The 18390-nt window shown below is 41.9% G+C and carries 2 protein-coding genes; both read left to right on the top strand.

What is annotated here, in order from left to right; genetic code table 11:
* Positions 1 to 757 precede the first annotated feature (757 nt).
* Complete coding sequence (locus IPM62_01740) at positions 758 to 12403, top strand: MerR family DNA-binding transcriptional regulator (GenBank protein QQS39313.1); 11646 nt, start codon at positions 758 to 760, stop codon at positions 12401 to 12403.
* Positions 12333 to 18389 (top strand): hypothetical protein, encoded by a 6057-nt coding sequence (locus IPM62_01735; protein QQS39312.1) that lies wholly within the window; start codon positions 12333 to 12335, stop codon positions 18387 to 18389. The genes IPM62_01740 and IPM62_01735 overlap by 71 nt, the downstream gene beginning before the upstream one ends.
* Position 18390 lies beyond the last annotated feature (1 nt).

Below are 18390 nucleotides of genomic sequence, written 5' to 3'. Positions count from 1 at the left end.
GGCCTATATATTTTGAATTTCCCATAACTTAAATCCTACTCTATTGTTAAATAGTTTTACCGATAGGTCAAATATCTAATACATGTTTGATGGGATGTATTTTCAATCAATACTATAAAATAATATTTCCGCATACTAAAATATTTATAATATTAGCCTTATAATATCCTATATTCTATTTATTATGTCGTGTATATACAAATTACCGTATGAGGCAGAGAAGTATTTCACGATATATATTATTACTGCAATATCCGCGGTATATATATCTAAATAAATAATAATGTGCCTGCAATATAATTACCGCATTACATAAAGTCTGGCAATAACTGCGTTTATTGTGCTTATATTATGCGTTTTATATAATTAATTGTTAATAAACCTCTCCTTTTATGCCTATTTTTAACATAATAATTATATATGCATTTTTAATTCACGCACTATCTTAGTGTTCTCTAATTTGATTTCTAAGATATGTCAGCACTAAATTATTGGTTAGATGTAGTATTTTTGATAAAAACCTTTAAAAACACCTCATCCAATACTTACTAAATACATCAAATGTCATCACGTATTTTCTGTATGTATTTTGCGGTTTATATTATCCTATTTTTAGTAGACACTTTAGGCTTGACAATAATTTACTTATCTGTCTTAATAAATATAGACATTTAAAGCTATATATACATATATTTGTCTAAGTTTTATTAATTATAAATAACAAAAATAAATATTATCTCATAGTATAAAAATTATCATGACACTGCCCGATTCTAAATTTTCATCTGATTTAACAATCCAAGAAGCCGCTAAGTTTCTAAAAGTTTCTCAAAAAACTTTAAGGAGGTGGGAACAACGAAACATACTTATTCCCACCCGTACTTCAGGAAAACATAGACGCTATTCAAAAGCTCAGCTTTTATCAATTAAGCCAAAGAAGAACAAAAAATTGCGAATTGTTAATTCATATATCCCAATGGCTTCAAGAACGTCAACTCTTGCATCGCCTCAAATATATTCAAGCCTACAAATTGACCAAAAAAGAGTGATTAAAAAAATGTTATATTTAGCCGGAGTATTACTTCTTACATTAAGCTCTATAAAAATAATAAGCCATATCACTCCAAATGCGGTAAAGAAAAACATAAACGAAACAATGACAAGGGTTTTCCCCGTGCGTATTGCAAGCATGGATAAACAAAGCATAAACAAAGAAAGCAAAGTACTAGCTTTGACTAGTCAATCTATCGCAGATCAGTCTTTCAATGTTTATGTAAAAACAAATTTAAAAAATGATGCCAGTGTTGATGGCAACTTAGATATCGGTGGAGTATTGAATCTATCCGGCAATACAATTACATCGGTTAGTGACATAATTATCGATCCAGGAGGTGGAGGTGTCACTATAGGTACAGGAATTCCAACAATAGACCTCGCCAACGGCGATTTTTTTGTTTCTGGGGAGTTAGAAATTGGAGCTTCACTTACGCTATCTCAAGATACAATCGCCGATTTTACAGGTACAGGCTTACAAGTAATTAATAATGTTCTGGAAACTGTTATAGGTGATACTGTCGAATCATCCGAAATATCTGATGAAGCTATAACTGTCAGACATCTGTCGGTAACCAATACCCCATCCGACAATCAGGTGCTAACATACAATTCCGCAACAGGCACATTTACATGGGCAGAGGATAAAACCGGAACCAGTTCCCTTTTTACTGACGCAGGTACAGTTACTTACCTTACAAGTCTCACAGATGACTTTGCAATAGGTGGTCTCGATTCGACCGCCGCTTTGTTTTTTGATGAGAGTGCCGGAGATTTGACGATCACCGGTAATCTTGCGGTAAATGGAGATATGATTACCGCCGACGGAGCCACGTTAACAATAAACGCCGGAGGCAATGTGGATATCCAAGACAGCCTGACTGCAGACAGCATAACCACCGATGTCGGTGGAGTTACAATTGCTTCAGGACAAGATGTAACTATTGGTTTAATCGGTTTGAACGATACCGGATCAGACGAAGACATGTCAGGCGCTTCACTTGTGGGAGTTTTTGCTGAATTCGCTAATTCTTCAGGCACAAATGTCCAAGATGTGCTTGATGACTTGGATGCCGCGATTGGCGCCGGAAGTTCAAAATGGTCACAACAAACCGGTTTCATTTATTTAAACAATACAACAGACGAAGTAATTATTGGTGGCAATTCTTCCCTATCGTCAAAATTAGCGATCGACGGCGATTCTAACGAAATTCAATTACTTGTACAAGGCAATAGTACCCAATCAAGCGATCTGGTCGTTTTTGAGGACAGTCTGGGTAATAATTTGTTTGACGTAGATAATAGTGGAAATCTAGAAATCGCAGGAGATATCACTATTAACTCGGAAACTATTTCAGATTTCACCGGTGATGGTTTGACGCTTAGTGCGAATGCGTTGACCATACAAACTATTACAGCCACAAATGGACTTTCTTCAACTGTAAGTAATGGATCTGGACTGGAAGTATTTGCCGGAGGAATTGGATTACTGCAAGGATGTGCAAATGGTGAAGTTCTAAAATGGAATGAGGCAAACGACTCATGGGAGTGTTCAACTGATTCCGGTGCAGCATTTGCAATCGTCAATATAGAAAACAATGACAGCACTGTAGGTGTAAACGTGGATACTATAGATTTTTCATCCGATTTCTCAGTCACAGCTTCCCCTGCCAACGAAGCCAACGTAACAATCGCCGATGATATCTTAAATTTCACTGAACTGTCGGATACTCTTTCTCTTGATAGTGCTACAAGTATTGATCTTGGTGCTTTGACACTATCAACGCTTGGTACAGGCGCGCTTGATTTTAATTCAACCGGTCAAGTTAGTTTTTCAGGTAACGTAGATGCCGAAAACGGCCTCGACGTTACAAACGCTTCTTTTACTGTCGGTGGAACAAATGCGACTATCACAACAGCAGGGGTTATAACAGGAACTCAGTTAAATATTGATTCTTTAACGGTTGATGGTACAAATATTGGATTAAGTTCAGATTTAGATCTTCTCTCATTTGCTGACAATCTATTCACCGTAAACGGTTCGGGAGTCTTTACTTCAACCCTTTCTGTATACGGAACCACCCTCGGCCTAAACAGTGATGCAGATACTGACAATGTCTTTGGCTTCAATGCAGCTTCAGCAGGAAGTGCATCGGGAGATCTGTACTGGGGAGATGATTTGGTCTGCGATGTTTCTGAAACCAACTGCGGATGGACAACCAGTGTAAGTGCTTTCTCTTCCTGGACGATAGCCGATGATGATACTGATACCTACTCTGTTGTGGATGCCAACATCTTAAGGTTCACCAGTAGTGATGGCAATATACTAACCAATCTAACTAACGGTGATGATGGTGATGAAAACCTTGACTTTACAGTAAGGCTACTAGGTGACGCAGTTGCAGGAAGTGGCCTTACAGGTGGAGCAGATAATGTCCTTGTCGGTGCAGATGGTGATACCACCTTTACCGTTGGAGCAGGTAATGGCATTACCGTTAATGCAGATGATGTTGCTGTTAACCAGGACTATGATTTTACCTTTACAGGTAATGTAGGGTTTACACCGGCTGGAACCGATGACCTGACAATTACTCTTGATTCGGATAGTTTACTCGCAGTAAACCAGGCTCTTAGTGGAACAGCAAATGCCAACTCCACTACCCTTACTTTAACCAATGCCAGCTCAAGTGGTACTCAAAACGGATTGGTAATTGATAATGCAGCAAGTAGTGGGGCAACCGAAGCTCTACTTGTCCTTGATAATTCAGATACGGATACGGCAGTAGCAACTGGTCTCTCCTTTGTAAGTGAAGCAGGAGGGATAACAACAGGTATTGATTTAAGTGATACTGATATTGTTACAGCACTTGACCTTGATGCAAACTTTTTACTCTTTGATGGAGTAAGGATGTTTGAAAGTACAACAGGTACTCTAACCTTTGAAGATACCTCGGGTAATGATCTAATGACCATTACAGATAATGCCAATGTGGGTGATGTTAATATCACAGGCAATTTGTCTGTTGATGGCACCACCTTAGGCCTTAATGATGATGCAGATACTGACAATGTCTTTGGCTTCAATGCAGCTTCAGCAGGAAGTGCATCGGGAGATCTGTACTGGGGAGATGATTTGGTCTGCGATGTTTCTGAAACCAACTGCGGATGGACAACCAGTGTAAGTGCTTTCTCTTCGTTTACGGTTGCCGGTGATTCTGGTGGTGGCCAGGAAATAGCAGACAGCAACACTTTAAGTATCATCGGAGGAACGAATGGAATAGATACTGTTGATAGTACTGTTGACACAGTGACGATAAACCTTGATACAACGGAGATTGGAACCACAACTTTCGGAAGCGGATCAGCTATAACCTGGACATATAATGCTTCAGGCGGTGTCGACACATCACTCGGATTTGGTGACAATACAATATTAGCTACCACAAACAATTTTAATTTTACGGGAGCGATTGATATCCAAGGTGGAAATATTACCTTGCAAAACGATGAAACAATATCAAATTCAATTAATTCAGAAGTGTCACTTGCAGATGGTACAAATACGTTGACCTTTGATTTCGACGAGGATTCAGCAACAGCCATCGATTTAACTACAAATGGAAGTGTTGATCTTACTTTTAATCCCGGTGGAAATGTAGGCATTGGAACGAGAACACCAAGTGGCGACTTACATGTAGTTGACAGTGATACAAGTAATATCATAATAAGTACAACTGCATCAACAGGAGCAAATTATTTAGGTATTGAGTTTCATGATTCCACGGGTGCTAAATTGGCGCAATTTGTCAGCGAACCCACAGACGATACATTCCATGGAAAAGGTAGTTTTCTCATAGATTACAACGGTGAGGACTTCGGAGGTATTTTTGCAATTAGAAGAGATCCTGATACTACTGATTACACTATATTTGCTGATGCTGATGGTAATGTCGGAATTAATAATTCTAATCCGGAAGCGTTGTTTGATATAAAGGGTAATGAGGCGGAAGATGCAACATTTATTCTCGATGCCGATGAAGGCGACGATATAGCTGATACATGGACACTTACATCAGTTGCTACAGATAATGATTTAACATTCACTAACGGGACAACTGAAGTACTTAGTCTTACTTCCGCAGGCAATATGCAGGTAGATGGAACTTTCGAAGCATACGGAAACACTCTCGGCCTAAACAGTGATGCAGATACTGACAATGTCTTTGGCTTTAACGCAGCTTCAGCAGGAAGTGCATCGGGAGATCTGTACTGGGGAGATGATTTGGTCTGCGATGTTTCTGAAACCAACTGCGGATGGACAACCAGTGTAAGTGCTTTCTCTTCCTGGACGATAGCCGATGATGATACTGATACCTACTCTGTTGTGGATGCCAACATCTTAAGGTTCACCAGTAGTGATGGCAATATACTAACCAATCTAACTAACGGTGATGATGGTGATGAAAACCTTGACTTTACAGTAAGGCTACTAGGTGACGCAGTTGCAGGAAGTGGCCTTACAGGTGGAGCAGATAATGTCCTTGTCGGTGCAGATGGTGATACCACCTTTACCGTTGGAGCAGGTAATGGCATTACCGTTAATGCAGATGATGTTGCTGTTAACCAGGACTATGATTTTACCTTTACAGGTAATGTAGGGTTTACACCGGCTGGAACCGACGACCTGACAATTACTCTTGATTCGGATAGTTTACTCGCAGTAAACCAGGCTCTTAGTGGAACAGCAAATGCCAACTCCACTACCCTTACTTTAACCAATGCCAGCTCAAGTGGTACTCAAAACGGATTGGTAATTGATAATGCAGCAAGTAGTGGGGCAACCGAAGCTCTACTTGTCCTTGATAATTCAGATACGGATACGGCAGTAGCAACTGGTCTCTCCTTTGTAAGTGAAGCAGGAGGGATAACAACAGGTATTGATTTAAGTGATACTGATATTGTTACAGCACTTGACCTTGATGCAAACTTTTTACTCTTTGATGGAGTAAGGATGTTTGAAAGTACAACAGGTACTCTAACCTTTGAAGATACCTCAGGTAATGATCTAATGACCATTACAGATAATGCCAATGTGGGTGATGTTAATATCACAGGCAATTTGTCTGTTGATGGCACCACCTTAGGCCTTAATGATGATGCAGATACTGACAATGTCTTTAGCTTCAATGCAGCTTCAGCAGGAAGTGCATCGGGAGATCTGTACTGGGGAGATGATTTGGTCTGCGATGTTTCTGAAACCAACTGCGGATGGACAGCTTCATCCGGTTCATCAAAATGGTCGGTGAACACCACCCCCACTCCTGACGTAACTTACTTAACAGAAACTGCTTATGATTTGGCAATCGGCGGATCAGATGGCGAAGCGCCCTTGTTTATAGACGTTTCGGCTTCAGCCCTCAATCTAAATCCCTTTGGAGCGTCTGCGGGAAATACCGGTGAAGTAAGGTTTCAAGAATTGGAAGCAAACGGAGATAACTACACGGGTTTCAAGGCACCCGATGTATTAGCTGGTAATGTAATTTATACATTACCCACAGCGGACGGTGGAAATCAACAAGTTCTTTCTACAAATAGTAACGGGGTTCTTTCGTGGATCGATGTGTCTGCCGGCTCAGGCGGTTATACCGGTTGGAACATTGATGGTGACGATAGTGATACAAGGTCGATTGGTTCTGGAGAAACCCTTATAATCCAAGGTGGTACAAACGGTATCAATACTGATGTTAGTGATACAACAGACACAATTACTCTTAATTTGGATACTACAGAAATCGCCGGCTCTACATTTGGAGCAGGCTCAGATTTTACATGGACATTTAATACCTCAGGTGCCACCGATCCCTCACTGGACTTTGGCGATAACGATCTTGATGTAAATGTTGCCCTCACCACCTTCTCGGGTAATGTTGCTATTGACGGAAACACTCTCGGCCTAAACAGTGATGCAGATACTGACAATGTCTTTAGCTTCAATGCAGCTTCAGCAGGAAGTGCATCGGGAGATCTGTACTGGGGAGATGATTTGGTCTGCGATGTTTCTGAAACCAACTGCGGATGGACAACCAGTGTAAGTGCTTTCTCTTCCTGGACGATAGCCGATGATGATACTGATACCTACTCTGTTGTGGATGCCAACATCTTAAGGTTCACCAGTAGTGATGGCAATATACTAACCAATCTAACTAACGGTGATGATGGTGATGAAAACCTTGACTTTACAGTAAGGCTACTAGGTGACGCAGTTGCAGGAAGTGGCCTTACAGGTGGAGCAGATAATGTCCTTGTCGGTGCAGATGGTGATACCACCTTTACCGTTGGAGCAGGTAATGGCATTACCGTTAATGCAGATGATGTTGCTGTTAACCAGGACTATGATTTTACCTTTACAGGTAATGTAGGGTTTACACCGGCTGGAACCGACGACCTGACAATTACTCTTGATTCGGATAGTTTACTCGCAGTAAACCAGGCTCTTAGTGGAACAGCAAATGCCAACTCCACTACCCTTACTTTAACCAATGCCAGCTCAAGTGGTACTCAAAACGGATTGGTAATTGATAATGCAGCAAGTAGTGGGGCAACCGAAGCTCTACTTGTCCTTGATAATTCAGATACGGATACGGCAGTAGCAACTGGTCTCTCCTTTGTAAGTGAAGCAGGAGGGATAACAACAGGTATTGATTTAAGTGATACTGATATTGTTACAGCACTTGACCTTGATGCAAACTTTTTACTCTTTGATGGAGTAAGGATGTTTGAAAGTACAACAGGTACTCTAACCTTTGAAGATACCTCGGGTAATGATCTAATGACCATTACAGATAATGCCAATGTGGGTGATGTTAATATCACAGGCAATTTGTCTGTTGATGGCACCACCTTAGGCCTTAATGATGATGCAGATACTGACAATGTCTTTAGCTTCAATGCAGCTTCAGCAGGAAGTGCATCGGGAGATCTGTACTGGGGAGATGATTTGGTCTGCGATGTTTCTGAAACCAACTGCGGATGGACAACCAGTGTAAGTGCTTTCTCTTCCTGGACGATAGCCGATGATGATACTGATACCTACTCTGTTGTGGATGCCAACATCTTAAGGTTCACCAGTAGTGATGGCAATATACTAACCAATCTAACTAACGGTGATGATGGTGATGAAAACCTTGACTTTACAGTAAGGCTACTAGGTGACGCAGTTGCAGGAAGTGGCCTTACAGGTGGAGCAGATAATGTCCTTGTCGGTGCAGATGGTGATACCACCTTTACCGTTGGAGCAGGTAATGGCATTACCGTTAATGCAGATGATGTTGCTGTTAACCAGGACTATGATTTTACCTTTACAGGTAATGTAGGGTTTACACCGGCTGGAACCGACGACCTGACAATTACTCTTGATTCGGATAGTTTACTCGCAGTAAACCAGGCTCTTAGTGGAACAGCAAATGCCAACTCCACTACCCTTACTTTAACCAATGCCAGCTCAAGTGGTACTCAAAACGGATTGGTAATTGATAATGCAGCAAGTAGTGGGGCAACCGAAGCTCTACTTGTCCTTGATAATTCAGATACGGATACGGCAGTAGCAACTGGTCTCTCCTTTGTAAGTGAAGCAGGAGGGATAACAACAGGTATTGATTTAAGTGATACTGATATTGTTACAGCACTTGACCTTGATGCAAACTTTTTACTCTTTGATGGAGTAAGGATGTTTGAAAGTACAACAGGTACTCTAACCTTTGAAGATACCTCGGGTAATGATCTAATGACCATTACAGATAATGCCAATGTGGGTGATGTTAATATCACAGGCAATTTGTCTGTTGATGGCACCACCTTAGGCCTTAATGATGATGCAGATACTGACAATGTCTTTAGCTTCAATGCAGCTTCAGCAGGAAGTGCATCGGGAGATCTGTACTGGGGAGATGATTTGGTCTGCGATGTTTCTGAAACCAACTGCGGATGGACAACCAGTGTAAGTGCTTTCTCTTCCTGGACGATAGCCGATGATGATACTGATACCTACTCTGTTGTGGATGCCAACATCTTAAGGTTCACCAGTAGTGATGGCAATATACTAACCAATCTAACTAACGGTGATGATGGTGATGAAAACCTTGACTTTACAGTAAGGCTACTAGGTGACGCAGTTGCAGGAAGTGGCCTTACAGGTGGAGCAGATAATGTCCTTGTCGGTGCAGATGGTGATACCACCTTTACCGTTGGAGCAGGTAATGGCATTACCGTTAATGCAGATGATGTTGCTGTTAACCAGGACTATGATTTTACCTTTACAGGTAATGTAGGGTTTACACCGGCTGGAACCGACGACCTGACAATTACTCTTGATTCGGATAGTTTACTCGCAGTAAACCAGGCTCTTAGTGGAACAGCAAATGCCAACTCCACTACCCTTACTTTAACCAATGCCAGCTCAAGTGGTACTCAAAACGGATTGGTAATTGATAATGCAGCAAGTAGTGGGGCAACCGAAGCTCTACTTGTCCTTGATAATTCAGATACGGATACGGCAGTAGCAACTGGTCTCTCCTTTGTAAGTGAAGCAGGAGGGATAACAACAGGTATTGATTTAAGTGATACTGATATTGTTACAGCACTTGACCTTGATGCAAACTTTTTACTCTTTGATGGAGTAAGGATGTTTGAAAGTACAACAGGTACTCTAACCTTTGAAGATACCTCGGGTAATGATCTAATGACCATTACAGATAATGCCAATGTAGGTGATGTTAATATCACAGGCAATTTGTCTGTTGATGGCACCACCTTAGGCCTTAATGATGATGCAGATACTGACAATGTCTTTGGCTTCAATGCAGCTTCAGCAGGAAGTGCATCGGGAGATCTGTACTGGGGAGATGATTTGGTCTGCGATGTTTCTGAAACCAACTGCGGATGGACAACCAGTGTAAGTGCTTTCTCTTCCTGGACGATAGCCGATGATGATACTGATACCTACTCTGTTGTGGATGCCAACATCTTAAGGTTCACCAGTAGTGATGGCAATATACTAACCAATCTAACTAACGGTGATGATGGTGATGAAAACCTTGACTTTACAGTAAGGCTACTAGGTGACGCAGTTGCAGGAAGTGGCCTTACAGGTGGAGCAGATAATGTCCTTGTCGGTGCAGATGGTGATACCACCTTTACCGTTGGAGCAGGTAATGGCATTACCGTTAATGCAGATGATGTTGCTGTTAACCAGGACTATGATTTTACCTTTACAGGTAATGTAGGGTTTACACCGGCTGGAACCGATGACCTGACAATTACTCTTGATTCGGATAGTTTACTCGCAGTAAACCAGGCTCTTAGTGGAACAGCAAATGCCAACTCCACTACCCTTACTTTAACCAATGCCAGCTCAAGTGGTACTCAAAACGGATTGGTAATTGATAATGCAGCAAGTAGTGGGGCAACCGAAGCTCTACTTGTCCTTGATAATTCAGATACGGATACGGCAGTAGCAACTGGTCTCTCCTTTGTAAGTGAAGCAGGAGGGATAACAACAGGTATTGATTTAAGTGATACTGATATTGTTACAGCACTTGACCTTGATGCAAACTTTTTACTCTTTGATGGAGTAAGGATGTTTGAAAGTACAACAGGTACTCTAACCTTTGAAGATACCTCGGGTAATGATCTAATGACCATTACAGATAATGCCAATGTGGGTGATGTTAATATCACAGGCAATTTGTCTGTTGATGGCACCACCTTAGGCCTTAATGATGATGCAGATACTGACAATGTCTTTGGCTTCAATGCAGCTTCAGCAGGAAGTGCATCGGGAGATCTGTACTGGGGAGATGATTTGGTCTGCGATGTTTCTGAAACCAACTGCGGATGGACAACCAGTGTAAGTGCTTTCTCTTCCTGGACGATAGCCGATGATGATACTGATACCTACTCTGTTGTGGATGCCAACATCTTAAGGTTCACCAGTAGTGATGGCAATATACTAACCAATCTAACTAACGGTGATGATGGTGATGAAAACCTTGACTTTACAGTAAGGCTACTAGGTGACGCAGTTGCAGGAAGTGGCCTTACAGGTGGAGCAGATAATGTCCTTGTCGGTGCAGATGGTGATACCACCTTTACCGTTGGAGCAGGTAATGGCATTACCGTTAATGCAGATGATGTTGCTGTTAACCAGGACTATGATTTTACCTTTACAGGTAATGTAGGGTTTACACCGGCTGGAACCGACGACCTGACAATTACTCTTGATTCGGATAGTTTACTCGCAGTAAACCAGGCTCTTAGTGGAACAGCAAATGCCAACTCCACTACCCTTACTTTAACCAATGCCAGCTCAAGTGGTACTCAAAACGGATTGGTAATTGATAATGCAGCAAGTAGTGGGGCAACCGAAGCTCTACTTGTCCTTGATAATTCAGATACGGATACGGCAGTAGCAACTGGTCTCTCCTTTGTAAGTGAAGCAGGAGGGATAACAACAGGTATTGATTTAAGTGATACTGATATTGTTACAGCACTTGACCTTGATGCAAACTTTTTACTCTTTGATGGAGTAAGGATGTTTGAAAGTACAACAGGTACTCTAACCTTTGAAGATACCTCGGGTAATGATCTAATGACCATTACAGATAATGCCAATGTGGGTGATGTTAATATCACAGGCAATTTGTCTGTTGATGGCACCACCTTAGGCCTTAATGATGATGCAGATACTGACAATGTCTTTAGCTTCAATGCAGCTTCAGCAGGAAGTGCATCGGGAGATCTGTACTGGGGAGATGATTTGGTCTGCGATGTTTCTGAAACCAACTGCGGATGGACAACCAGTGTAAGTGCTTTCTCTTCCTGGACGATAGCCGATGATGATACTGATACCTACTCTGTTGTGGATGCCAACATCTTAAGGTTCACCAGTAGTGATGGCAATATACTAACCAATCTAACTAACGGTGATGATGGTGATGAAAACCTTGACTTTACAGTAAGGCTACTAGGTGACGCAGTTGCAGGAAGTGGCCTTACAGGTGGAGCAGATAATGTCCTTGTCGGTGCAGATGGTGATACCACCTTTACCGTTGGAGCAGGTAATGGCATTACCGTTAATGCAGATGATGTTGCTGTTAACCAGGACTATGATTTTACCTTTACAGGTAATGTAGGGTTTACACCGGCTGGAACCGACGACCTGACAATTACTCTTGATTCGGATAGTTTACTCGCAGTAAACCAGGCTCTTAGTGGAACAGCAAATGCCAACTCCACTACCCTTTACTTTAACCAATGCCAGCTCAAGTGGTACTCAAAACGGATTGGTAATTGATAATGCAGCAAGTAGTGGGGCAACCGAAGCTCTACTTGTCCTTGATAATTCAGATACGGATACGGCAGTAGCAACTGGTCTCTCCTTTGTAAGTGAAGCAGGAGGGATAACAACAGGTATTGATTTAAGTGATACTGATATTGTTACAGCACTTGACCTTGATGCAAACTTTTTACTCTTTGATGGAGTAAGGATGTTTGAAAGTACAACAGGTACTCTAACCTTTGAAGATACCTCGGGTAATGATCTAATGACCATTACAGATAATGCCAATGTGGGTGATGTTAATATCACAGGCAATTTGTCTGTTGATGGCACCACCTTAGGCCTTAATGATGATGCAGATACTGACAATGTCTTTAGCTTCAATGCAGCTTCAGCAGGAAGTGCATCGGGAGATCTGTACTGGGGAGATGATTTGGTCTGCGATGTTTCTGAAACCAACTGCGGATGGACAACCAGTGTAAGTGCTTTCTCTTCCTGGACGATAGCCGATGATGATACTGATACCTACTCTGTTGTGGATGCCAACATCTTAAGGTTCACCAGTAGTGATGGCAATATACTAACCAATCTAACTAACGGTGATGATGGTGATGAAAACCTTGACTTTACAGTAAGGCTACTAGGTGACGCAGTTGCAGGAAGTGGCCTTACAGGTGGAGCAGATAATGTCCTTGTCGGTGCAGATGGTGATACCACCTTTACCGTTGGAGCAGGTAATGGCATTACCGTTAATGCAGATGATGTTGCTGTTAACCAGGACTATGATTTTACCTTTACAGGTAATGTAGGGTTTACACCGGCTGGAACCGACGACCTGACAATTACTCTTGATTCGGATAGTTTACTCGCAGTAAACCAGGCTCTTAGTGGAACAGCAAATGCCAACTCCACTACCCTTACTTTAACCAATGCCAGCTCAAGTGGTACTCAAAACGGATTGGTAATTGATAATGCAGCAAGTAGTGGGGCAACCGAAGCTCTACTTGTCCTTGATAATTCAGATACGGATACGGCAGTAGCAACTGGTCTCTCCTTTGTAAGTGAAGCAGGAGGGATAACAACAGGTATTGATTTAAGTGATACTGATATTGTTACAGCACTTGACCTTGATGCAAACTTTTTACTCTTTGATGGAGTAAGGATGTTTGAAAGTACAACAGGTACTCTAACCTTTGAAGATACCTCGGGTAATGATCTAATGACCATTACAGATAATGCCAATGTAGGTGATGTTAATATCACAGGCAATTTGTCTGTTGATGGCACCACCTTAGGCCTTAATGATGATGCAGATACTGACAATGTCTTTGGCTTCAATGCAGCTTCAGCAGGAAGTGCATCGGGAGATCTGTACTGGGGAGATGATTTGGTCTGCGATGTTTCTGAAACCAACTGCGGATGGACAACAGTAGCTGGTGCACAACCTACATTTGACAATGTATATGCTTTCTCCCTCACTGCAGTGGATGTAAATATGGAGATTGATGATGCAAGTGGACTCGCCTTTGATCTAACCACGACAGGTGATTTCACAATTGAAGATAATGGAACTGCCTTTGCAACTTTCCTTAATGATGGAACTACAAGACTTGGCCAAACTGATTACTTAAACATAGGTACAACAGGAGACCTTACTTTTGTGGATGCTGATGGAGCTGCTTCCATAACGGGACCTGCAGGTGGAGCACTTTCCGTAATTGCCGGTACTTCACAAGCAATAACTCTTACCGGAAACGCAACTAGTGTTTGGAGCACAACGGCTGGCGACCTAACTCTTGATTCCGCAGCTGGATCTTTAATTCTTTCAAGCGGTGAAAACGTAGCCGATTCAATAGTCATATCATCTGATACCGGCGGAATAGACATAACAACGGCAAGCACTGAAGATATTGATGTAACAGGTACAGGTGGAGTTAACATTATATCAAGTGAAGTTGCAGCTGACGCTTTGGCACTTACTGTTAGTGGCGGAACTAGTGCAACTCTAAGCCTAAATAGTAATGGCACAGGTACTGCCGCGATTGACATAAATGCAACAGGTACAGGCGGAGATATAGATATAGATGCAAATGATGCACTAACCTTAGATGCAGGTGGAGCCTTCTCGATAGATGGAGCATTAGCAAGCAACGTGAGTGTAACTGGTGGACAATTACAAATTTCAACAATTACCTCAGGCGAACTCGATCTCACCTCTGCAGGACTAATTGATATAAACGCCGCCGCAAATCTAGATATTGATGTCACAGGTACATTCGATATGCTATCAACAGGAACCTTCTCGATTGATGGAACAGGTGCAAGTAACGTTACTGCGGCAAGCGGAAATCTCACTCTCTCAACAACTACAACAGGTGATGTGAACATAACATCAGCAGCAGATGTTAACCTTACGGCAGCCGGTGGACAAATCGTGTTTGCTAACACAAACGTATTTAATATAGGCGGAATCACAGGAACTGCTTATAACGCGATAAGTGATAGTGGAACTGCCACAACTGCATCAAGTGATGATGATTTATATATTGAAGATATTTTAGAAGTCGACGGAACGCTCGATATTGATGGTGTTGCAACTTTTGCAAGCACAGCTACATTTGCAGACGGAGCATTGCTTGACTTGTCGGCAATAATACATAATGACGCAACCGCACAAGGACTAAAGCTTCCACAAACGACAGCCCTAACAGCCATAACAGGTGGCGGTGAGGGATATCTGGCCTGGGATACTGACGATAACAAATTGCAAGTTTTTGATGGGACTAATTGGGGTGATGTAGCCACAGGTGGCAGTACCGAATGGGTTTTGACAACCAATACTTTAAGTCCAAGTTCAGCAGCTACAGATTTGTCTATCGGTATAACCGGTGCAGACTCATTAGTTGCTCCGTTCTCGGTAGATGTAAGTACAAATACTGTAAGAATTGGTGATGGAGCAAATGATACAAATGATCCGACACTCACCTTCTATGCCTCGGATGCAACCAATTCGGGAAGCATAAGTTATCTTGACACAGACGAATTTAACTTTACGGGTGGCGGAATAAACCTTGATAACTATCTCGATCTTGACTCTACCTCAACAACTGCATTCACGCTCGGTGACGGTACAAATACCTATCTGACTTTTGACGGTTCAACCGATGCGGCAGACACCTTATTTGATTTGACAACTGCAAGTAGTGGAATTACAACCGGAAAACTATTAGGCTTAAATGCCGACACGATTACGGAAGGAAAGGGTATCGATTTATCTGCAGACGCTCTGACTTCAGGTGATGCTATCTATTTACAATCCACATCAACAACACTTACAACGGGTAGCTTGATTGACTTGGAATGGGCACCTTCAGGTTCTACAGAAATATATGCAACCGGTGATCTTTTCAGCTTAAATGTCGGACAGTATGGAAATATCGGAAATATAATGGCCCTGTCAGATAACGGAAGTGATGTATTTACAGTTAGCCAATCCTTGATCACATCCGCCTTGCCACATGCCTTTACAGCTTCGGGTGATGTATCCATAGCTTACGATATCGTGTTAACCAACCAAACAACAAGCAAGATAGAAAGTTATGGTCCACTAACAATAGAATCCGGAGAGAGTTTTGAAAATAATAATTTAACTCTGAAAACATATGGCACAGGAGATTTCGTATTTAACAATGACGGAGCAAGTGTCGGAATAATAACCGACACGGCTGACGTGGTACTTGGAGCTACCGATGCTACAAATATTGGCGGGTCGGGACTTCTGGCATACGGAGCAATTTGCGCAGATGATACTCTTAATACGGCTGACGACTGTATAGATGCGGCAAGAAGTGCAGGAACTGTATATGGAATTTCGTCTAGTTTTACTGTTGACGATATTGCAGAAAATTTCCCAACCTCAGATATAAATATAGTTGCAGGAGACGTCGTATCTCTTGATTTTAACCCTGTACCCCAAGGTATGGATTCAGATAGATTTGAAGAAGAATTTGTCAAGAAAGCTACCAATACAGATAGAAGTAAATTAATCGGAGCAATTTCAACTAAACCAGGAGTACTTCTTGGCGGATGGAAGCAAGCAAATGATCCACGGAGTGTCAAAGAAGTGGCGGTAGCACTTTCCGGACGTATTCTGGTAAATGTGTCCAGCCAAAACGGAACAATTGAACCGGGAGATATGGTTACAACAAGCTCTATCGCCGGTGTAGCCGCGAAAGCCAATCAAGCGGGAATGATTTTGGGGACCGCTCTTGCCAGATATGAAAATGCCGATCCGGATTCAATCGGCCAAATATTAGTATTTATTAATCCCGGCTATTACGATCCGCAAACCCTAATTGCGCTCGATGGATCAGGTGACATTACAATTAAAGACGGGTCGGGCAACACTCTCCTTTCCGGAAATAATACAAACTTAGATTTAACCAGTCAGAATATATCATTAAATGGCAACGTCAATGTTGATGGTGAACTAATTGTTGACACACATGCCGATAATCTAATTGCCGCTCTGTCCTCCGGTGAAAATAAATTTGTGGTGGATAATGAAGGCAATACGTATGTTGGCAGTATCGCCGAACAAACCGACAACACTCCCGAAACTTCAGGCAACCTATGTTTCCAGTCGACAAGTGTTAACGGCGATCCCGTTTATCAATTAGTCGAATGTAATCCTAATCCCGCCGATCTTGCAGAATGGTACCCTGTAATCGGAAATGAAGATATCCCGCAGGCAGGAGATATTGTGCAAATAGGTAATCCCATAAATGAAAATACCTTCGGGGTAACTAAATCCAATCAAAAATATGGTGATAAAGTTATCGGTATCGTTTCCTCGCAAGCACATCAAATTATGGGCGAAGATGTACTTGAGTGGGCTGACTATGCTTTACCGGTTGCGCTGGCAGGCAGAGTACCCGTCAAGATTGATCCTGCTTCGGATGAAATACACGAAGGAGACAGACTTGCCTCATCCGATGTTCCTGGAATGGCAATGAAAGCAAATCAAACTGGTTATTCCATCGGAAGTGCCCTTGAAAAGTGGGATCCTGCTAATCCATCAGAAACAATACTTGTATTTATCGATAATTCGGTCAATCTCTCTAGCGACCTTGCTAATAATTCACCAAGCAATCAAGAAAGTATAACTATCGACAACGATGTTGTTGACCCAAGCGATACTTCGGTTTCGATCGAATCAATCGAAAATCTACTTTTGGATATCGTGGAAGACCAAAATACGATGAAGTCTTCACTTGGTTGGGAAATGGAAAATACCGATGGTGATGTATCCATTTCCAATCTCGGTGTCGAAAATATTTATGTAACAGGGCTTGCGACAGTTGAAAGTCTATCCATTAATAAATCGTTGGTGCTGGGAAACGATATCGTAATAAGTGCAACAATAAGTGAATCAACCGGAAATGCTGTTAACGCGATAAGCACACTTGATGCTCCCCTTTCGATTCAAGCAACCGGAACACAACCGCTTTATCTGATGGCAGGAAAGGTTAATATTGATACCGAAGGCAACGTCACAATTGCAGGCAATTTAGAAGTCGAAGGACAAGTAACTGCACAGGAAGTTACCACAGACAAACTAACTATATCAAATGCTGACATCGCTCAACCAGTTGAAAACAATGATACAGTTTCTGTACCTGAAGTTGCATCAGCTGAGTCAAGTGCATCAATCGGATCTGCAATAGTGTTAGCAGGAACAAACTCTGTCGAAATAAAAACAAAACAACTAACACAAAATAGTTTAATCTATATCACCCCGACATCCTCTACTCTCAACAAAGTTCTGTATGTCAAAGGAAAACTCATATGTGAAGGTTCCGATCTTTTGCAAAAGGAGATTTCCAACCTAGACGAAAGTGGAGAAAATGAATGCACCAACACATTTGTAGTTGGAATTGATGGAGTTCTCACCCAAGATATCGAATTCAACTGGTGGATAGTTGACGCTTTAAATGAGTAGT

Source organism: Candidatus Woesebacteria bacterium (assembly GCA_016700095.1).
Lineage (GTDB): Bacteria > Patescibacteriota > Microgenomatia > UBA8517 > UBA8517.
This window is presented reverse-complemented; position numbering and strand designations above follow the sequence as displayed.